Consider the following 20,141-nt stretch of genomic DNA (forward strand, 5'->3'; position numbering starts at 1 on the left):
TAATTCACTACCCGTTTAAACTTCGATTTCGGCTTTATTGCCTTTTTCTTCCAGCCAGCTCTTTCGGTCGGCGGAACGCTTTTTGGATAACAACATATCCATGACCTGCTCAGAATTATCACCACTATCAATGGTTAACTGGATCAGGCGGCGAGTTTCTGGAGCCATAGTCGTTTCTCGCAACTGCTTAGGGTTCATCTCACCCAAACCTTTAAAGCGCGTCACCTGAATCTTGCCACGTTTCTTTTCAGCCTGTATGCGATCTACTATCCCCTGCTTTTCATCCTCATCGAGTGCGTAAAAAACCTCTTTACCAATATCGATGCGGTAGAGTGGCGGCATTGCCACATAAACGTGACCGGCTTTGACTAGCGGCTTAAAGTGACGAACAAACAAAGCGCACAGTAATGTCGCGATATGCAAACCATCGGAGTCAGCATCCGCTAGAATACAAATTTTGCCGTAGCGTAATTTGGATAAATCATCAGTGTTTGGATCTAAGCCGATTGCAACGGAAATATCATGGACTTCTTGTGAGCCTAGAATTTGCTCCGGCTCGACTTCCCAAGTATTAAGAATTTTACCGCGCAGCGGCATGATTGCCTGAAATTCTTTATCGCGAGCCTGCTTGGCTGATCCTCCGGCCGAGTCACCCTCCACCAGAAACAGCTCGCCGCGCATACTATCTTGTCCCACACAATCCGCTAATTTGCCAGGTAATGCGGGGCCTTGAGTAACTTTTTTGCGCACCACTTTTTTGCTGGCTCGCATTCTTTTATGAGCGTTACTAATCGCTCGCTCAGCTAAAGCATCACCGACTACTGAATGCTGGTTTAACCATAGACTAAAGGCATCTTTGACCACGCCAGCTACAAAGGTCGCACACTGGCGCGAAGATAGGCGCTCTTTCGTTTGGCCAGAAAACTGGGGATCATCCAATTTGACAGAAAGAACGTAACTAATGCGGTCCCAAATATCATCGGCAGTTAGTTTTACGCCACGTGGTAAAAGGTTTCGGAACTCACAAAACTCACGCATCGCCTCAAGCAGGCCGTTACGCATACCATTGACGTGTGTGCCGCCTTGGGCTGTAGGGATGAGGTTAACGTAGCTCTCGGCTAAACATTCACCACCTTCCGGCATCCAGAAGAAAGCCCAATCAACAGCTTCAGTTTCACCTGCAAAAGATCCAACAAAAGGCTCTTCTGGTAATTTCTCATGATCGACAGCCTGCTCTAAAAGATAGTCAGTCAGGCCATCTTCATAATGCCACTCGACTTTTTCTTTAGTCGCTTTGTTTTCAAAAACCACCTTTAAGCCGGGACATAGAATCGCTTTGGCTTTTAATAAGTGTTTAAGCTTCGTTACAGAAAACTTAGCGCTATCAAAGTAAGTTTCGTCCGGCCAAAATTTCACCATGGTACCGGTGTTACGCTTACCAACTTCACCTACAACTTCGAGGTCGGATACTTTAAGGCCATTTTCAAAGGCCATAGCATACTGCTTAGAATCTCGCTTAACGGTGACCTCGATACGTTTCGATAGCGCATTGACGACCGAGATACCTACACCGTGCAAACCACCTGAAAATTGATAGTTTTTATTTGAGAATTTACCACCAGCGTGCAGTTTGCTCATGATAAGTTCCACACCAGGGATCCCTTCTTCTGGGTGAATATCCACTGGCATGCCGCGTCCGTCATCACTAATTTCTAGTGAGTTATCTTCATGCAACACTACTTGGATGAGTTTGGCGTGCCCCGCCAAAGCTTCATCCACACTATTATCAATCACCTCTTGCCCTAAGTGATTCGGGCGAGAAGTATCGGTGTACATGCCTGGTCGCTTTTTAACAGGATCTAAGCCGCTAAGGACTTCAATATCATCAGCGGTATACTTATTATTTGCCATAGAGGTTCTTTGCCATAAGCTCGTTAATTCTTTTTAGTTTTGAATTGGGTGAATCTATAATTATTATCTCGCCTTATCCTATAAAGCGTGATCTGATTGTGCAAGTAAAATGTTGAAATGCTGAATTGGAGGTGTTTTTAAGCTTACCAGCGGTTATTTAATAACCAGATATCGCCATATTGACCGATGGTAAATAACTGTCGGCACGGAAGCTTTCTACTTCAATTTGACCATTATCTGAGCAGTGATAAAGGTTATAACCAGGCTTTTCATGGCTCGCACTAAAATCTGCAGAATGTTTCTTGAATTGAACACAGGTAGATGGCACTGAACGATACCAAACATTTTTGTGGAGCGTATCGCTTAATTGATGAACGTGTCCGAATGCACATTGCTTCACCTGCGTGTGCCTTGATAGCAGTTCGACCAATTGCTGGCCGTTTTCAATGCCGATTTTATCGAGCCAATCACAGCCCACTGGTACCGGATGATGATGTGTGAAAATCATGGTCGGCAGATCGCTGTTCTCTATCAAACAGGACTCGAGCCACTGCAATTCTGCGTCACTAATATGCCCGTGAACTTTGCCAGGGACATGGCTGTTGAGCATTAGTAGTTGCCAATTTTCTGTTATGAGTTGCTCGGTTGTAGAAAACGGTTTGCTTGACAGAAACCGTTTGAGCTTAGGTTTTTCGTCATGATTACCCGCTAAACTCAGTACAGGCTTGTTAAAAGCTGATAAATAATCGACAAACTTTTGATACGACTCTGGCGTGTAATCTTGGGAAATATCACCTGTTACGATAATGAGGTCTGGGTTAATTTGGCGTTGTTTTACATCGCTCAAAACTGCCTGCAAGCTTTCTTCGGTGTTAACGCCGAGCAGGGTCGAGGACTCATCCGCAAACAGATGAGGATCTGAAATATGCAATACTTTCATAGTGTTTCGCCCTATAAAAAGACGAGATTGCTCTTTATTCAAAACATCCCCCGATTAATGACTCTACCTATTATGACGCCTATTCTAATTAAAAAACACCAATTGTGTCCTATCTAAACTGTGAGGTTGCCCAAATTCTAAACAAAAACTTAACCATTCAGACAAAAACCGGTTCAACTGAATTTTTTCATCGGGTTGCTTCATTAAATTATTGGGATAGGGATAAACGGGTGGCAACATTCCTTGATTTAACCCCGACAACACCTCCGCTACTTTGGCATCATGGTACATCCGCACCAAGTATTGACGTTTTAAGCTAATATCTTTTTCATCTTGGAGCAGTTTATAGGTCGCGGTGTGTTTGCTTTTCTGCTCCAGAGAGATTAATAAGTTAGGCTGCTTATCGATCTCAAGGTTAAAACCCTGACCAACCTCAAGCTCAACAGAATCCACCAGACGAGAAAGCTTGGCATAGTTGCTCGCACACAGCGCCATAAACTCTTTCAGATCTGGGATGTATTTCTTTCGGATTCTATTCATAAGCTTTAAAGGGTTAGTTTTGCCTCATTAATCAAAAACCATTGTATCGCAATCAAGGCCATAGCGTTATTGATGCGGCCACTTTGCAATAAATTCAAGAGTTCGCTGCGTTTAACCACTAAAACCTTAATATCTTCATGCTCGGTTTCGAGCCCTGCGAACTCTGCTACGTTATCACTATCCACTAATCCTAAAAATAAATCCACATACTCGGTGGTTCCGCCGGGGCTGACCCAATAGCTAGGCATAGGGATTAGCTGCGTTAACTCACAGCCAGCTTCTTCTTGCACTTCACGATAGGCGACATCAGAAGCACTCTCCCCTTCTTCAACCATTCCCGCAACTATTTCTAACAGCCAAGGGGACTTTTCGCCGACCAAAGCTCCGGGGCGACACTGCTCGACCAATACGAAGCTATCTTTCTTTTTATCGTAAAGCAACACTCCGACAGCATTGCCACGCTCGAAAACTTCACGCTCCACCACAGGACTCCAATCACCTTGATACCGTCGGTGCTGGTAGCGGTATTTTTTCATTGAGAAAAACCCTTCGTAGAGGGACTTTTCCTCTAAAAACTTCACATCACTTTTGCTGAACTCAGACATACCTTTTATCATCCTCAGGGACTTTACCTATTCTTTACAGTAGCTTAATACTTTTTGAGATTACAGCCTTTCATAATCTGTTACACTTAGATTGTTGTTTGAAATATAAGAAATGACTATTCTTTGCACTATTCTTGATTAAAATTCACTTGTTTGCCGATAAAGCCGAAGCTAAGTGTTTTTAATCTTTATGAAGAGAGGGAATCATGAGAGAAGCGACAACCGATTTAGAGCAAGCTCGACATAATATGGTTGAACAACAGATCAGGCCTTGGAATGTCCTTGATCAGCGCGTTCTAGATAAAATTCACGGTTTAGCTCGTGATCGCTTCGTTCCCAAGGACTATAAGTCGATAGCCTACGCCGACACTCAAATAGACATTGGCCACAGCCAGATCATGATGACGCCGAAAGAAGAAGCTCGGATGTTACAAGCTTTGGCCATTAAACCGACCGATACAGCGCTTGAAATCGGCACAGGAACTGGCTACTGCACAGCACTAATGGCGAGTTTAGCTAAAAAAGTGTATAGCGTTGATATTATTGAAGAATTCATTGAATCCGCTAGCAAAATCACAAACAAGCTAGGACTCACAAACATTGAGTTTGAAGAGGGAGACGCGGCTAATGGTTGGCCCCATCACAAACCCTATGATGCTATCGCGATTACAGGCAGTTGTTATCAACTACCGGAGCAGTATTTGAATCATTTAACCATTGGTGGGCGATTATTTTGTGTGACAGGTACCGAGCCAGCGATGCAGGCTCAGCTAATCACTCGAACTGGCGAAAACGAATGGCATACTCAAAGCCTTTATGAAACCGTTATTCCAAGCCTAATCAACAGCAAGCCCAAGCCGCAGTTTGATTTTTAATCGGGCAACAACAGATATTTAAACAAAGACGAGACAATTTCTGATGAAATTAAGAAACATCCACACTTTACTAGCAGCCACTTTATTTTGCGGGCTAGCCAACGTCAGCTACGCCGCCACAGACCTGATGGACGTCTACCAGGACGCCTTAAACAATGATTCACAGTACAAAATCAGTGAAGCATCGCTTAAAGCGACCGAGCAAGACTACCGAATTTCTAGATCAAGCTTGTTGCCGCAAATCAACGGCAGTATCAGTCGCTCACGCTCAGACACCGATAGCGAAGGTCAAGGCTTGGATGGAAGTCCATCAGATCCTTTCAGCAGTGAAGTTAATACAACCACTTATGCAGTACAACTTGATCAGGTGTTATTCGACTGGGGTCAATGGATCGCGCTAGAACAGTCCGAAATGCGCGTTCGTGCGGCTGAACTTACCCATGGTGCAAACTTACAGAGTTTAATGCTTCGCACGACCCAAGCCTACTTTAATGTGCTATCGGCACAAGAAACCTTGGCTATTACCCGTAATGAAAAGCAAGCGTTACAGCAACAGCTTGACCTTACTCGCGAACAGTATGAATCAGGGCTTGCAAACGCCACTGACTTTCTGAACGCACAAGCGAACTTTGACCAGTCTGTTGCTAACGAAATCAGCCAAGAAACAAATTTAATTAACGCCCAAGAAGCGCTGCGCGAACTTACAGGGCAGTATTACAGCGAACTTGAGGATGTTGGCAATAGCATCCAAATGACACCACCGAGACCAGCTAATATTGATGACTGGTTACGAGTGGCTAATGAGTCGAATCTTGGTTTAAAAGCTCAGCAAATGAGTGTCCGTATCGCTCGAGATGAAATTAAGCGTAATCGCAGTGGGCATTATCCAAACGCTAACTTTCGAGTGAGTTATTCTGATCGTGAAAGTGATACCGAGCGCATGTTCCCTACTTTAGGTGTTAATCAAAACACATCAAATTTGACGGACGGCTACCAAGCTGGAGTTACGGTTTCTATCCCTATCTTTTCAGGGCTTAGAACCTCTGCTCAAACAGAGAAGGCGAAGCAAAACTATCTGCGGACGACTCACGAACTAGAGCAAAACGCGCGCCAAATACAACGTAGTGTGCGCTCGGCTTATACCACGCTCGAGGCTTCTATCCAGTCATTCAATGCAAATAAGCGTGTCCTTGAGTCGAGTCAAAGCTCTTTAGAAGCGACAAGAGATGGCTATCAGGCAGGAACACGAAACATTATTGATGTCTTGCAGGCGACTCGTTCCGTTTATGCCGCCCAACGCTCGCTAAGTCGAGCCAAGTTTGACTATTTAATTAATGGTTTAAAGCTGAAGGAAGCCGTTGGAACTTTAACTAAAGATGATATTGAAGAAGTGAATCAGTGGTTATTGAATAACTAGTCTAGCCATTAAAAACATGCAAAATGCTAGAGCTAATCTTTTATAAGAAAGGCTCTAGCTGATTAACCGTTTTATCTAACGCACCGCGGCTTTGCTCCACCACTGCTAAGGCTTTCTGCCCCATAAGCTGCCTTTCCTGCTGATCAAGCATCAAACGTGTCACAGCCCCGCTGATACTTTCCACTGAATCTACCGTTTTTGCGCCCCCTTGAGTGCTCAGCTCACGATATACCTCACTAAAGTTATGCACATGAGGCCCTGAAAGGACAGGTTTACCAAGCGAAGCCGGCTCAATCATATTATGGCCACCAATAAGCACTAAGCTTCCACCGACAAAGGCAATGTCAGAAAGTTTATAGGCCAGCATAAGCTCGCCCATACTGTCCCCAAGCATCACTTGATTGTCGTCATTCCAAGTGTTTGGTTGTGAGCGGCTGTGAAAACTAAAGCCAAGCTCAGCCACTAAGTCTGACACTTCATCAAAGCGCTCGGGATGGCGAGGCACAATAATCAGCTTAGCCTCAGGTAGCGATTCTAAAACCTTCTGATGCGCTTTTAATAAGATCTCATCTTCCCCTTTATGGGTACTGGCCGCCAACCACACTAAGGTACTAGGATTATTTTCCCAACTGTGAAAATAGGATTCATCGCCATTGCTTTTAAATACCTGATCAAACTTAATGTTTCCAGTAGTGACGCACCGTTCTGGACTGACTCCTAAACGAATAAAACGCTTGGCGTCTTTTTCATTAACAGGCAAGACCAATTTGAAAGCACTCATCATTTGCTGGCTTAAGGTGCGGAACTTTAAATACTTTTGCGCTGATTTTTCCGACATTCGAGCATTCGCCAGAATGACAGGTATATTCTTAGACTTGAGGTGATGCAACCAATTTGGCCACAGTTCGGTTTCCATTATAACCAAAGCGCTTGGTTGAATCCTCTTGGTGAAGCGTTTAATAGTTCCCGGTAGATCACAAGGCGAGTAATGATGAATCACCTTATCCCCTAGCCCCTCGATAATTTGTTTAGCACCTGTCGGAGTCGTGGTCGTAACCACAATATTTAGGTCCGGTTTAAGCTTAAGCAACTTCTCGATGATGGTTTTTGCGGCAATAGATTCGCCCATAGACACAGCATGAATCCATATCGATGACGTCTGCTGTCTTCGAACAATTCCAAAACGTTCACGCATCGGCTCACGATACTGGGGCGGTTTAAAGCTTTTATAAACCCAGCGCAAGCACAGCAAAGGTGCGCAAAGATAGTAAATCGTCGTATAAATAAATCGTAGCACCTATTTTTTTTCCTTGTTTTTTTCGGCGTCCTGTTTTGCCTTTAAGGCTCTTTGCTTTCTGACTTCTTTAGGGTCAATCAGTAAGGGGCGATAAATTTCAATTCTATCACCATCGTGTAATGTCGCATCCAACGTGGTCAGTTTACTGAAAATTCCTACTTTATTTTTTGATAAGTCTATCTCAGGATGAAGTTCCATCACCCCAGATTGGTGAATCACCTCTTCAACGGTTACATCTTTATCGACCATTAGCTCCAAAAGCGTCTGCTCTTCGGGTAAGGCATAACACACCTCAACACGCAGTTTATTGTCCATTAGAAGTCACTCCTAACTCGTCACCAGTCCACCTCAACCGTAAACTTCGGCGGCTCTTTTAGAAAAAGCTTCGACAAATGACTCTGCCAAGTGGTTGAAAACACTACTAAAAGCCATACTGGTTAAAATATTAGAGAATTCGAAGTTCACTACTAACTCTATCTTACAGGCTTTCTCGTCGAGAGACGTGAATTCCCAGCGCCCATCTAAATGTTTAAAAGGGCCATCGACAAGCTTCATATCAATGGAATCATAAGGATTATTCGTGTTCTTTGTTGTAAACGTCTTCTCAAAACCGCCTTTTGCTACGGCTAAACTCGCAACAACTTCCGTCTCTGTGCGCTCTATCTCAGTTGCGCCAACACAATTGGGCAAAAACTCTGGATATTTTTCAACGTCATTGACTAACTCAAACATCTGCTGCGCAGAATAAGGTAATAAGGCTTGGCGCTTAACTGTCTTCATAACTCTATCGTAAAACTGACTTGCGGCAATTGTAACATTGCCTGTTTTAAACTCCTAACCTATTGAGACTCTGTGCGTTGCCCCCTATAATCCCTTAACAGAGATTATTTTGAGTTTCAGCAACGAGAGTTCATTGAGTGGCAAAAAAAGGTAAAAACAAACCATCCAGTAGCGCCATAGCTTTAAATAAAAGAGCTAGACACGATTACTTCATCGAAGAAACTTTTGAAGCAGGCGTGATGCTACAAGGCTGGGAAGTCAAAAGTTTACGTGCAGGCAAAGTAAATTTGGCTGAAAGCTATGTATTACTGAAAAATGGGGAAGCATTTCTTTTTGGCTGCCATATTTCACCATTACTAAGCGCTTCTACTCACGTTGTCGCAGATCCCTTGCGGACCCGTAAGTTATTGTTGAATAACCATGAAATAGCCAAGTTATTTAGAGGTGTTGAACAGCAAGGTTATGCAGTCGTCGCGCTCAAGCTCTATTGGAAAAAATCCCTAGTCAAGCTAGAGATTGGCCTGGCTAAAGGTAAAAAGTTACACGATAAACGTGCTACCGAGAAAGAACGCGAATGGAACAAGACCAAAGAGCGTATTATGAAGCATAGTGTGTGACTTAGTTCAAGAAAGACCGGAGTTAGGCAGAGCCTCTGAATAATTCCTGCTACTATTGTTTGTTCACAATAATTATTAGGAAAATGAATAGTTTGAAAGCAACCACATCAATCAAAAGAGCCCCCCTATCAACGGGCTTCAAGCTTCTCGCCTTAACTGCGACAATTGCTTTGGCAGGGTGCTCCTTTAAGGAAGATCGAAATGATGTTGTGGTTCCTATCATCGATGCTACGCCAGCAAAAAAATCTGCAGATTATTCATCGACAGTGAATGAGCATGCTAACAATGAGTCAGACACTTATATCTACAGGGTGCAGCCTGGTGATACGCTAGGTACTATTGCACAGAAATATTTGGGTGCCTCAAGCCGCTATACAGAACTTTTGACGTTGAACAACTTGTCGCCTAATGACTCGATTTTTGTCGGACAAAAGCTAAAATTACCAACCAAAGGGTTAACCATTCCAAAAGAGCGCCAAAACTCACAGCCTACAAAAGCTCGTCAGGAAGTAGCCCAACAAACATCAACGACTGACTCTTTTCCAGAGTTAGAGTCTTTAATCGAAGCTGAAGACTACAACAAAGCTATACAGTGGGCATTAAACCACGAGCAACTTAGCTCCAACTCAGCTCTACAGCAAAAACTAGTTTTTGCCGCCAAAGCTCAATCACATCAATATAAACGTCAACAAAACACGGCTGATGCAGAAACGCTGCTTTCAGGTTTAATCAGTGAAGCACCTTTGTCGGAGCCGAATAAGGCCGAACTCGAGTCAGAACTGTCAACTCTTAGAGCAGAACAGCAGTTATTAACAGCTAAGCAATATGCAGATCGCTCACAATTCGATGACTCTTATGAGTTATTATTAAATGCTTGGAATAAGGTGGGGAAACCACTCGAAGAGAACATACTGTTCACGACCACTCGAAATAAAGTTTCTGAGAATTATCACCAAAAAGCACTTCGTCTATATCGTAATCAAAAACTTGATGATGCACTCGTTTTTTGGAAGAAGATACTAGCCATTAACCCTAACGATGACTTAGCATTGGTGTATCAGGATAGAGTAAAGGCACTACAGAACAAACTCGAAAATTTATAACATCATTGACTAGGATTTTCGTTAGAGTCGGCAACATCGATTAGTAATGTTTTCTCGATGTCTGTGAGCTCACTCAAAGCTGGGTCAGTATTGTTTTTAAAGCCCATATGTTGGGTTTTCGTTAGGCCCGCCAACTTCTGCGTTAGTTCGTTGACCTCTTGTTGCAGACGCCCCACTTCATCATGCGCATTAATTTTTATTAAGTCTGACTGACCGTGAGAACGAATATCTTTTATAACCTGACGCGTCTTATTAATTCGTTGCGTAAACTTATTCGCTAGCCAATAAACACCGGAAAATACCGCAAGCATAATCACAAACATCCAAATAATCATGGTTAACAGTGATGAGCGCGTAGCATTTATTAAGTTACTTCTTCCAACAGCGATATTAGCGTGGCCAATAACTTTTTCTTGGAACATGATGGGCGTATCGAAAATAAAAGCTTCTTGGTTAAAGCTATCTAAATTCTCATAAATTCGACTCGAACCTTTTCCGCCGATGATTTGACTGCCATCAAAGGGCTTGTAGATTTTGCCAACCTGGCTTTCAAGACTACTGCTTTGTACCAAGTTATCTTTGTCTCTTATGGATAAATACAAAACTTCTGAGCTATTAACTATATCTTGGGTAATGGCTTGTAACGCTACATCTTCATCCAATAACAATGGCTCTGCAGTTTCGCTAGAAATAATCTGAGCCATTGAGTTGCCATAATCAAATACTAGCTGGTTCATTAGTGTATTTTGCTTGTTATAAACCCAAATCATACCAAGCACCATCACAACCAAAACTAGCGAAGATAAAGACACAGCCCAACGGGCACGCATCGATACAAAGCGAATTGTCGAGATCCCTTTTCGTTCTTGCGCTATTTCCTCAGCTAAAGCCTCGAGCTCTTGTGTAAGCTCTTCCGTTTTCGTGTAACGTAAATCTGGGTTTTTCTGCAGCAGCCTAAAGATAATACTCTGCCAGATAAATCCCTGTTCTGAATAGGCGTTTAATGGTTCAGGGTTATCTTGTAATACGGCCTGCATCATAGCGCCGTAATTTGCAGCTTGGAAAGGCAATTCCCCTTTTGTCACCTTATAAAGAATAACTCCTAAGGAATACAGATCTGTTTTGAAGCTGGTTTCATTGCCTGAAATTTGTTCCGGTGACATATAAGCAGGTGTGCCCATTACTTTTTCTCGATCTTCTGTCCCAGCTTCCATAAACTGATGCTCAACACGAGCGATACCAAAGTCGGTAATTTTAAAACGCTTACCACCCTCTAGGACTAAAATATTCTCGGGCTTAATATCTCGATGGATTACGCCTTTAGAATGCGCATAATCTAGAGCATCTGTTAGTTGTTGAGCCAACTCAAGAGCATCACCAATTGAAAATACGCCGTGTTCTTCAAGATAATCATCCAAGTTATCCCCTTCAAGAAGCTCCATTGCGATATAAGGCCTATCTTGCCAGATACCAACATCATATATGGTCACGATCCCTGGGTGGCTTAAGCTTCCAGCTGCTCTTGCCTCTCGTAAAAATAAAGCACGGTACTCTTCTTCTTCAACAAGCTCATGTTTCAGAAGCTTGATCGCAAGAGAGCGCCCAATCTCAGGGTCTTTAGCTAGATAAACAACAGACATGGCGCCACGACCAATCTCCTCGATTAGCTCGTAACGACCGATTTTCAAATGGTTAGTCATTTAAGAATTATGCGAACAACCAGATTAATACACCAATAAAGATCACAGCCGCCACTCCTAGCGCACCGACTAACATCCAGTTTATTTCTGCAGACTCTTCTTCGTTTTCCTCTGGCGAATCAACCAGCGTGAATAAAAACTCGGTGTGACCAATTTGGATTTTGTCCCCAAGCGTTAAAACTCTCTCAGTAATTTTTTCGCCATTAACAATCGTACCGTTTGAGGATAATAGATTTAGGATTTTCCACTCGCCATTGTAATACGTTACTTGCGCGTGGGTGGACGAAGCAGCTGGATCGTAAATAGTTACACTGTTGCCTTTACCTCGACCAATGACATTTTTGCCATAACTTAGTAAAAAAGCTGTGCCTGCGTGGGGTTTTGTCGTAGCCAAAAGAGCTGGAACTTTAGTCCCATCATCTTCTAATTTCTGAATTTCTGCGGCAATCATCCTATCGACTTCTTTCGAGTCGAAAACAAGCGTTCCCTGCGGCCCAGCCTTATCTTCCCTATACCCCTTCTTTGGCTCAGCTTTTTTGTTTGACGAATCTTGTGATGACATATTTACCTCACGTTAATTTATTTTTAATAATTTTTTAATTTGATCGATAAAGCTTTTTTTCTTTCGCTTTTTTTGTGCCTTGACAGGTGACGATATAAGTATCACTGAAACATTGTCGCTGCCCCCATTCTTGCACGCAAGCGACACCATATATTCAATTTTTGCTTGGTTATCCCGCGGCATGCGCAACGCCCCAATTAACTCTGTGCGAGATAGCTCATCATATAAACCATCACTCGCTAACAACACATGCTCCCCGTAGTCCCACTCACGATTGATAAGTCCAATATGAAGCTGGTTATCATTTTCAATCCCTAAACATTGAGTAATGACGTGTCGCTTGGGGTGATGCTTTACTTGTGAATTCTCGATTAACCCTGCGTTGAGGAGTTTTTGAACTAAGGTGTGGTCTTCTGTTAATTGCGATAACTCGCCTGTCACCTCATTCCAGAGATAAGCCCGGCTATCGCCGACCCACGCTATATCATAGCTGTCTTCTTTTGAATGCAACGCTACGACCGTAGCTCCTCGGTCTTCTTCCTCATGCTTATTATACGCTTTTATCACTGAGTGTGCGGAATGAACCGCATTAAAAAGATTAGCGCCATTAGCGATAGATTTACGGATTTCTTTAACCGTGTAGAGACTTGCTTGCTCCCCCTGTTTCAAGCCCCCAACACCGTCGGATAACAACCACAAGCCTAGCTCAGAAGAACCATAAACTTTGTCATCATTATTTTCGCGAGAAACACCTTTATGAGATACCATCGCGGATTCAATGCGATTTTTTTCTAATTGTGACATTACCCCTCCTACTGTGGCTAGCAAAGTGTAACCTTTTGTTTACTAAAGGGATGTTAACCAAGCCACAATTTACTTTTAGTAATATAACCATTGAATCCTATATACACAATCCCCATATCAGTTATAATGGATTATTCCATGGGGGCGATTTGGCTTCGACGTGGATTACGAAACTTTAGTTGCATGTCGAGATGTTCAGCGAATCTCGTAAAATCAAAGCTGAAAACTTATAGTTGCAAACGAAGACAACTACGCTTTAGCCGCTTAATAGGCTAACTGTCTACTCTGAGCGTCCTTGGTAGGAGCTAGACAGTCATATACAGGGACTCGCAGGTAACTGTGCTCGGCAGCCAACTGTTAAACTTTCCTCGAGATCGCCACTGAAAGCCTGGCCATTGGCTCGTCATTGGTTAACTTAAAGATGGTTCTAAGCATGTAGATTCTAAAGCAGAGGATTCGCGGACGCGGGTTCGACTCCCGCCGCCTCCACCAAATTTTTAAGCCCTAATGAGCTCTCACCAGCCATTAGGGCTTTTTATTGACCCGCAACTTTACTATCAGTAAAAAAGGGTTGATGCGGGCAATTGAGTACTAGCTCACTCTCAAACGGCTTTAAGAGCACTCTTTCTTTAGCAACCAGCCTTAGCTCCTCCAATGAAACATTGACGATTGTTTTTTCATGATTTCAGCTTTGAATGTTTTCTCACTCGGTTGAGTGGCCATGCCATAACAAACATGCAAAGGGATTAAATGCTCCTCTCGAGGGTGGCAGAATCTGGCACTCGGAGCAGACTCCCAATCAGCAAGCCGCTCTTCTCTAACGCTTTCTACCAGCGTCCTATCGCTAACGACAGCTGTTAACCACTCATCAAAAGCAATATTATTCTGACGTGTTTCCTGTGAATTGGGGCTGAAAAATGCGCGCATGTTGTGAAACGAAAACCCAGAACCAATTACCAGCAAGTTATCCCACTCAAGTGACTGCAGTGCTTTCCCAATTTGGATATGAAGGTCTGCGTCAAGACTATGAACTAACGACAACTGCACACATGGGATGTCAGCATCGGGATACATGATTTTAAGCGGCACAAACAAGCCATGATCAAATCCACGTTGCTCATCTTGTAGTGCCTGAATGCCACTTGCGCCAAGCGCATTCACCACACCTTTTGCCAATTCAGGCTCGCCGGGTGCTGGGTACTCAATCTCATAAGCTTCCTTCGGAAAGCCACCGTAGTCATAAATAACTCCAGGATTTTTCCCCGAAGTGACCATAGGCAAACGCGCCTCCCAATGCGCACTGATCACCAGTATCGCGCTAGGTTTGTCCACTGCTGCAGCAATTTCTTTTAGTGTCTCGACCATTTCAAAATGCTCAGGATCCCCTAACAAAGGCATAGGACCGCCACCATGAGAAATGTAGACAATGTTTCGCTTCGATTTCATGTTAACTCCTGCTATTTTTAAAGCGCAGAACCAACGGGAACAATCCCTGTGGGATTAAGCGCTTTTATCGAGTAGTAGCCTGCTTTTATATGCTCAATATTTACCGTACTTTGAATACCCTTTATCGCCAAGATACGATGCATATAATTATAAAGTCTGGGCATGTCTTTAATCATGTTTCTGTTACACTTGAACAGCCCATGATAGGCCACATCGAATCGGATCAAGGTCACAAACAAACGAATATCTGATTCGGTGAGTGCGTCACCAAATAGAAATTGCCGACTATCTGCCAGCCTTTCTTCCAATGAATCGAGTGCAACGAACACTTTTTTAAAGGCCTCTTCGTACGCTTCTTGCGATGATGCAAAACCGGCTTGATACACGCCATTATTTAGATCTGAGTAAATGTATTCATTGAGCGAATCAACCTCTGACGCCATTTCCTCTGGAACTAAGTTAGGGCCTGAATCTACAAGATCGACAAACGCTGTATTGAACATGCGAACAATATCAGCAGACTCATTGTTCACAATCGTTTGTGTTTTTTTATCCCATAAAACAGGAACAGTTGCTCGGCCCGTAAAATCTGGTGCAACTTTGGTGTACAACTCATGCAAATAGGTCGCGCCATTTAGCTCATCAGTATGGCTTCCGTTGAAGCCCCCAAACTGCCAACCTTGCTCCGTCAGCTTTGGGTTGACCACTGAAATGGAGATGATTTCCTCCAAACCTTTTAGACTTCTCGCCATTAAAGTACGGCTTGCCCAAGGACAAATGTAGGCTACATACAGATGATATCGAGCCGCTTCTGCTTTAAAGCCGCCCTTACCAGTGAGACCGGGAGCTCCATCGGGTGTAATCCAATTACGAAATGATGAAGTTTGTCTAATAAAGCGACCTTTCTCGTCTTTGTTTTGAACCGGTTGCCAATTCTCTTGCCAAACGCCATTGACTAACATGATTAAATACCTCCGTAAAAAAGCCTCCCTGCAATACAGGAAGGCATGATTTATCGAGCACTAGGCAGCTTGCTTTAAGTGCGATGGCTCATTGACAGAAGCACTGCCCGCTACGTTTTTTGCTATTACATTATCAGCAGCATAGCTACCTGCGCCTTGAATCGTTAGTGCTACAGTCGCAGCAAACATTGCAAGCGCGAATTCATAGCCGTTATTCGTCAAGAAAAGGCCATGCTCAAAGTGAACGCTAAAAATGGCCACTAGCATCGTAAACGCGCTTACTGCTGCTGCAGGTCGGGTTAACAAGCCCAATACCAAGGCCAAACCTCCGAAAAACTCCGCACTGCCGGCTAATAAGGCCATCAAATATCCAGGTTCCAATCCGATACTGGCCATCCATTGGCCAGTTCCCTCAAGGCCATATCCACCAAACCAGCCGAACAATTTCTGTGCGCCATGAGCAGCCAGGATAATTCCAACTGGTACTCTCAAAGCCAAAGCTGCAATACCTGCATCTGATTTCAATAATTTGTGTAAAGTTTGCTTATTCATCGTTAATTCCTCTCTAAATCGTTTGTGATGACTGACCGCACTCACTGCCTCAATCAGGTTAATATCCATACTACTACCAATAAGATAATGAATAAACAGCGTATTTATGGAATAATTACCAACAAAATGTTTGCAATAGAGCTATATCAATGGACCGACTTGAAACAATGAAAGCGTTTATCACCGTGGCAGAACTAGGCAGCTTTACCAAAGCCGCAGAGAAACTAGAGACATCAAATCAACTCGTAAGCAAGTACGTCTCTCAGTTAGAAGAGCAACTGGGTGTAAGGCTATTTAACCGAACCACTCGACGCGTTCGCTTGACCCAGGAAGGTGAGCAGTGTTTACAGCATGCCATGCACATTCTAGAGAGTGTTCATGATATGGAAAACCACTTTGGTGAGCTTCAAAATTCCGCCAAAGGGATTCTTCATATAAGCGCGCCAGTGTCCTTTTCAACGTTACACCTCGCGCCACTTATTCGAGATTTCAAAAAGCTGTACCCAGAGGTGGGGGTCAACCTGGAGTTGAGTGATCGTAAAGTGGATGTCATCGAAGAAGGGTTTGATGTCGCCCTGAGAATAGGGCACTTAAAAAGCTCTTCCTTGATTGCAAAAAAAATTGCTCCAGTGAGACTAGTGCTTTGTGCATCCCCCTCATACATAAAACAATATGGAGAACCTACCCATCCAGAGGATTTAGAGAGCTCGCACTTTTTACGCTACAGCTATATGGATTACACAACATCCGAAAATCCTCTTATGAGAGTATTACGCGATAACTCACACCATAATCAAACAGAATTAGTTGCAAATAATGGGGAAATTTTGATGGCCTCAGCAATTGCTGGAGAAGGTTATATATTGCAACCAACATTCATCGTAGGAGAAGCGCTTAAACAAGGCAAGCTCAAAACCATGCTCAATGACTTTGAACTCGAAACAATGGGATTATATGCAATCTACCCTCATAGAAAATTGCTCGCACCAAAGCTTCGAGCTTTTATCGATTTTGCCAGCTCTTATTTTGGAGAGCCGCCTTATTGGGATGACTATTGATTAAAGCCTAATGAAACCGATAACCGCGTGGCATTAAAGGAAATTGATGCGTTCTTACTTCCGAAAACATTTGTCAACCGAGTTTCTACTAGCTTCTATCAAACAGGGTACTGAAGCTCCTGCGTAAGCATAAACCCGCATTAGCTTACTAAAGCAATTTAGGGGCTAATTCAGTTCTATTGTAGGAACCAAACCGGCGTCACACGGCACCACCAAATAAACAAAAAAGGTCACTAATTAGTGACCTTTTTTGTATCTATAGGAAGGTTTGAGAGTAACTTGGTATCTAAGTTAACGGCTCAGTAACTGATTAGCTCTCGCTTTAACACCGGGATAATCTTGCTCACTAAGATGCTCGCTAAGTTCGTTAAGACGCTTTCCTAGCTCGTTTAGTGTATCAGCACTAACATTGATGTGGCCCATTTTACGACCGGGCTTCACTTTCTTGCCGTACCAGTGGCTACGAGCACCAGTTGTTGCTAATACTTGTTGAGGTATCGCGTCTTGCCCTAGAACATTAATCATGGCGCTAGGTCGCAGTAAATCAGTGTTACCTAATGGCAAGCCGGCAACTGCTCGTACATGATTTTCGAACTGGCAACAGTAAGCGCCCTGCTGTGTCCAATGGCCAGAGTTGTGAACTCTTGGCGCAATTTCATTTACCAATAACTCACCATCTACTTCAAAGAACTCAATGGCCAATACGCCTACGTATTCAAGTTCCTCGGCTATCTTATGGTATGCATCAATTGCTTGAGCTTGAATATCTTGGTTTACAATTCCCGCTACAGACAGCGTTAGAACGCCATTGGTGTGTTCATTTTCTGTAACAGGATAAACCTTTACATTACCTTGCCTATCGCGAGCGCCGATAACTGACACTTCGCGCTCAAAAGGAATCATTTTTTCACAAATAATACTATGCGTGACATCTTTTTCCAAAAACGCCAGCATTTCTTGCCAAATGTCATCCGTTTGCTCGCTAGACTTTAAGCGCCATTGCCCTTTTCCGTCGTATCCCGCCTGACAGGTTTTAATGACCAAAGGTAGCCCAAACTCGTTGATGGCCTGATCTAGATGAAGACGTTCGGTAACCAGTACGTATGGTGCACTTGCTACACCCGCTGTATCTAATAAGGCTTTTTCTTTAGCGCGATCTCCACCACATTCGATAGCTTTTTTGCTTGGGAAAAACTTACCGCTTTGCTCGCAAAGCGCCAATACATCCAGTGGCACATGTTCAAATTCCGCGGTGATACGATCGCTCGCTTCAATGGCTTGCTGTAAGCTTTGCTCATAGCGCTCACCGGTCACCGGATGCAATACTTGCTTAGTAGTAACGTCGTAAGCTCGAATATGAATATCTAAAGGGGCAGCCACAAGCGCCATCATGCGCGCTAGCTGCCCTGCTCCAAGTACTAACATTTGCATATTAATGCTCGCTATTCAGCTGGGTTAGGGTTGGCCAAAATAGTTTCCGTTTGCTCGCTACGGAATTGGTCGATTTTTGCTAACAAATGTGGCTGCTGGCAACCTAAAATTTGCGCTGCTAGTAAGCCTGCGTTTGCCGCGCCAGCATCACCAATGGCTAGTGTACCCACCGCTACGCCTTTTGGCATTTGACAAATAGACAGCAATGAGTCGATTCCATTTAAGGCTTTAGACTTAACTGGAACTCCAAGCACAGGCAGCGAAGTAAAGGCCGCCGCCATACCTGGTAGGTGCGCGGCACCGCCGGCACCAGCGATGATGACTTTAATTCCGCGTTCCGAGGCTGAGGAAGCATAGTCAGCAAGTAATTGAGGAGTACGGTGCGCTGAAACGACTTTAGTTTCATACTCAACACCAAACTTATCAAGCATGTCCGCCGCATGTTGCATGGTAGGCCAATCTGATTTCGAGCCCATTATAATACCTACTTTCATTGCCTCTCCTCTTTAGAAAAATACGAATTAAAATAGCGCAGCGCGATGGCAGTGCATCGAGGGGTTGCCACGGCAGCGATTTTGGTATCGCTGAGAAATTGTTGCGCATTATACAAAAATCCCAGATAAAAAGCATGAATAAGTTGTGTTTATAGGTTTCCTATCGTATCTACTATTCTGCTTTTTATACAGTCTGTAAGAGTTTCTCCCCACACTACTAAAGCTTTATCGCGGTGGGTCGATTCGGTTGCCGATGCTATTGTTGAGCCGATACCAACCGGCAATCGAATATCGATCACGTTTAGCGGGTAATACTTCATGGGGAAAATCTTCGCTGAGAAAAGCAACAACGGTGCCAAAGGTCGGGCTTACTTTGATGCCTGTCATATCATGCTCGTCTCGATAAAGAACCAGCTCTCCTTTGTCTTCTTCTTCCCACTCTGGATTTAAATAGACGACAAGCGACAACAATCGGTTTGACTCTCCCTTGAAAGCGTCGAGGTGGCGTTTATAAAAATCGCCAGGCCCATAGTGTGCGAAATGGCTTTCAAAGGAAAAAAGGCCAAGAAACAGTTGTGAGTTTATGTATTCACGTAAGCCGCCGGCCCAGTTTAGCCAGTTCTGCCCAGTATTGGTACTGCCGTTTATCCAGCAGATTTCATCAGTTCTGACTCGAGTATCCACGGTATGTGCTTGCTGACGTCCAATACCTGCGGTATCAAACTCTGCTTGATTTAGCTCTAAGACCTGCTGATAAAGCGCTTTTGCTAAGCTTGGCGGTAATGCCTCGGGATTAATGCTATAACCTTGACGCACCAAATCATCGGTGATGGTTTCGTATAAGGATTCACTAGATGAATCACTTTTTACGGGGGTTTTAGAATCCACTGGGATCAATAGTAATACTCGCAACGGTTAACTCACGGCAAGATCTTAAGTGCGATTCGTGCCGAGAATGAGCTTTAATTAGAACTGCTTATTTTATAATTTAATTTAGAAGAATTATATAAAAAGTGGTGATTCCAAGGGCAGAGCTCAGAATGGAGC

Annotated in this window: 21 protein-coding genes and 1 other RNA gene; 6 read left to right on the forward strand and 16 right to left on the reverse strand. The window is 43.6% G+C overall.

Translation table 11 applies throughout. The features are described 5' to 3' along the window. Positions 1-15 precede the first annotated feature (15 nt). From parE to DL796_RS01185, 4 genes are all read right to left on the reverse strand, one after another. Positions 16-1,911 (reverse strand): DNA topoisomerase IV subunit B, encoded by a 1,896-nt coding sequence (gene parE, locus DL796_RS01170; RefSeq protein ID WP_110199178.1) that lies wholly within the window; start codon positions 1,909-1,911, stop codon positions 16-18. A gap of 157 nt (positions 1,912-2,068) precedes the next feature. Next, the gene (gene cpdA, locus DL796_RS01175; protein ID WP_265090335.1) at positions 2,069-2,893 is read right to left on the reverse strand and encodes a 3',5'-cyclic-AMP phosphodiesterase; all 825 of its coding nucleotides are present in this window, start codon (positions 2,891-2,893) and stop codon (positions 2,069-2,071) included. Between the two features lie 42 nt (positions 2,894-2,935). Then, positions 2,936-3,391, reverse strand: coding sequence for a DUF1249 domain-containing protein (locus DL796_RS01180; protein WP_110199182.1), 456 nt, complete (start codon positions 3,389-3,391; stop codon positions 2,936-2,938). 5 nt (positions 3,392-3,396) lie between these two features. After that, positions 3,397-3,996 (reverse strand): NUDIX domain-containing protein, encoded by a 600-nt coding sequence (locus tag DL796_RS01185; protein WP_110200675.1) that lies wholly within the window; start codon positions 3,994-3,996, stop codon positions 3,397-3,399. 206 nt (positions 3,997-4,202) lie between these two features. Here DL796_RS01185 and DL796_RS01190 point away from each other — a divergent pair, with 206 nt between their 5' ends. Next, the gene (locus DL796_RS01190) at positions 4,203-4,871 is read left to right on the forward strand and encodes a protein-L-isoaspartate O-methyltransferase family protein (RefSeq protein WP_110199184.1); all 669 of its coding nucleotides are present in this window, start codon (positions 4,203-4,205) and stop codon (positions 4,869-4,871) included. 43 nt (positions 4,872-4,914) lie between these two features. Next, entirely contained in the window at positions 4,915-6,288 is a 1,374-nt protein-coding gene (locus tag DL796_RS01195) for a TolC family outer membrane protein (protein ID WP_110199186.1), read from the forward strand. A 40-nt stretch (positions 6,289-6,328) separates the two neighbouring features. On the opposite strand, the gene waaA is transcribed toward DL796_RS01195, so the two are convergent. Genes waaA through DL796_RS01210 form a run of 3 tightly spaced genes read right to left on the reverse strand, consistent with a single transcriptional unit; the run spans position 6,329 to position 8,365 of the window. Continuing rightward, positions 6,329-7,585, reverse strand: a complete 1,257-nt coding sequence (gene waaA / locus DL796_RS01200) for a lipid IV(A) 3-deoxy-D-manno-octulosonic acid transferase (protein ID WP_227592922.1) — start codon at positions 7,583-7,585, stop codon at positions 6,329-6,331. Further along, complete coding sequence (locus DL796_RS01205; RefSeq protein ID WP_110199188.1) at positions 7,586-7,900, reverse strand: RnfH family protein; 315 nt, start codon at positions 7,898-7,900, stop codon at positions 7,586-7,588. It lies immediately after the preceding gene. Positions 7,901-7,933: 33 nt separating this feature from the next. Next, positions 7,934-8,365, reverse strand: a complete 432-nt coding sequence (locus DL796_RS01210) for a type II toxin-antitoxin system RatA family toxin (protein WP_110199190.1) — start codon at positions 8,363-8,365, stop codon at positions 7,934-7,936. Between the two features lie 137 nt (positions 8,366-8,502). Between DL796_RS01210 and smpB the strand changes: the two genes are divergently transcribed. Together smpB and DL796_RS01220 are read left to right on the forward strand one after the other, a co-directional pair. Next, positions 8,503-8,982: an SsrA-binding protein SmpB gene (gene smpB / locus DL796_RS01215; RefSeq protein WP_110199192.1), complete on the forward strand. Its 480-nt coding sequence runs from the start codon at positions 8,503-8,505 to the stop codon at positions 8,980-8,982. An 83-nt stretch (positions 8,983-9,065) separates the two neighbouring features. After that, positions 9,066-10,085, forward strand: coding sequence for a LysM peptidoglycan-binding domain-containing protein (locus DL796_RS01220; RefSeq protein ID WP_110199193.1), 1,020 nt, complete (start codon positions 9,066-9,068; stop codon positions 10,083-10,085). A 2-nt stretch (positions 10,086-10,087) separates the two neighbouring features. On the opposite strand, the gene DL796_RS01225 is transcribed toward DL796_RS01220, so the two are convergent. Genes DL796_RS01225 through DL796_RS01235 form a run of 3 tightly spaced genes read right to left on the reverse strand, consistent with a single transcriptional unit; the run spans position 10,088 to position 13,151 of the window. After that, on the reverse strand, positions 10,088-11,785 hold the full coding sequence (locus tag DL796_RS01225; protein ID WP_110199194.1) for a serine/threonine protein kinase: 1,698 nt from the start codon (positions 11,783-11,785) through the stop codon (positions 10,088-10,090). Positions 11,786-11,792: 7 nt separating this feature from the next. Continuing rightward, on the reverse strand, positions 11,793-12,347 hold the full coding sequence (locus tag DL796_RS01230; protein WP_110199196.1) for an FHA domain-containing protein: 555 nt from the start codon (positions 12,345-12,347) through the stop codon (positions 11,793-11,795). A gap of 12 nt (positions 12,348-12,359) precedes the next feature. Then, positions 12,360-13,151 (reverse strand): PP2C family protein-serine/threonine phosphatase, encoded by a 792-nt coding sequence (locus DL796_RS01235; RefSeq protein ID WP_110199198.1) that lies wholly within the window; start codon positions 13,149-13,151, stop codon positions 12,360-12,362. Between the two features lie 140 nt (positions 13,152-13,291). On the opposite strand from DL796_RS01235, the gene ssrA reads away from it, so the two are divergent. Continuing rightward, positions 13,292-13,643: a transfer-messenger RNA gene (ssrA, locus tag DL796_RS01240) on the forward strand. A 150-nt stretch (positions 13,644-13,793) separates the two neighbouring features. On the opposite strand, the gene DL796_RS01245 is transcribed toward ssrA, so the two are convergent. From DL796_RS01245 to DL796_RS01255, 3 genes are read right to left on the reverse strand one after another with little or no spacing between them, the layout of a single operon-like run. Continuing rightward, on the reverse strand, positions 13,794-14,597 hold the full coding sequence (locus DL796_RS01245) for a DODA-type extradiol aromatic ring-opening family dioxygenase (RefSeq protein ID WP_170114196.1): 804 nt from the start codon (positions 14,595-14,597) through the stop codon (positions 13,794-13,796). A gap of 17 nt (positions 14,598-14,614) precedes the next feature. Next, complete coding sequence (locus DL796_RS01250) at positions 14,615-15,559, reverse strand: glutathione S-transferase family protein (RefSeq protein ID WP_110199200.1); 945 nt, start codon at positions 15,557-15,559, stop codon at positions 14,615-14,617. A 60-nt stretch (positions 15,560-15,619) separates the two neighbouring features. Beyond that, positions 15,620-16,111: a DoxX family protein gene (locus DL796_RS01255; protein ID WP_110199202.1), complete on the reverse strand. Its 492-nt coding sequence runs from the start codon at positions 16,109-16,111 to the stop codon at positions 15,620-15,622. Positions 16,112-16,260: 149 nt separating this feature from the next. On the opposite strand from DL796_RS01255, the gene DL796_RS01260 reads away from it, so the two are divergent. Beyond that, entirely contained in the window at positions 16,261-17,169 is a 909-nt protein-coding gene (locus DL796_RS01260; protein ID WP_110199204.1) for a LysR family transcriptional regulator, read from the forward strand. A gap of 291 nt (positions 17,170-17,460) precedes the next feature. Here the strand turns inward: DL796_RS01260 and DL796_RS01265 are convergent, their stop codons facing one another. From DL796_RS01265 to DL796_RS01275, 3 genes are all read right to left on the reverse strand, one after another. Beyond that, positions 17,461-18,600, reverse strand: coding sequence for a 5-(carboxyamino)imidazole ribonucleotide synthase (locus DL796_RS01265; protein WP_110199206.1), 1,140 nt, complete (start codon positions 18,598-18,600; stop codon positions 17,461-17,463). A gap of 11 nt (positions 18,601-18,611) precedes the next feature. Beyond that, positions 18,612-19,094, reverse strand: a complete 483-nt coding sequence (gene purE / locus DL796_RS01270) for a 5-(carboxyamino)imidazole ribonucleotide mutase (protein WP_110199208.1) — start codon at positions 19,092-19,094, stop codon at positions 18,612-18,614. 225 nt (positions 19,095-19,319) lie between these two features. Beyond that, entirely contained in the window at positions 19,320-20,006 is a 687-nt protein-coding gene (locus DL796_RS01275; protein WP_227592923.1) for a 2OG-Fe(II) oxygenase, read from the reverse strand. Positions 20,007-20,141: the final 135 nt, after the last annotated feature.

This window comes from Kangiella spongicola, from assembly GCF_003194565.2.
In the GTDB taxonomy this organism is placed as follows: domain Bacteria; phylum Pseudomonadota; class Gammaproteobacteria; order Enterobacterales; family Kangiellaceae; genus Kangiella; species Kangiella spongicola.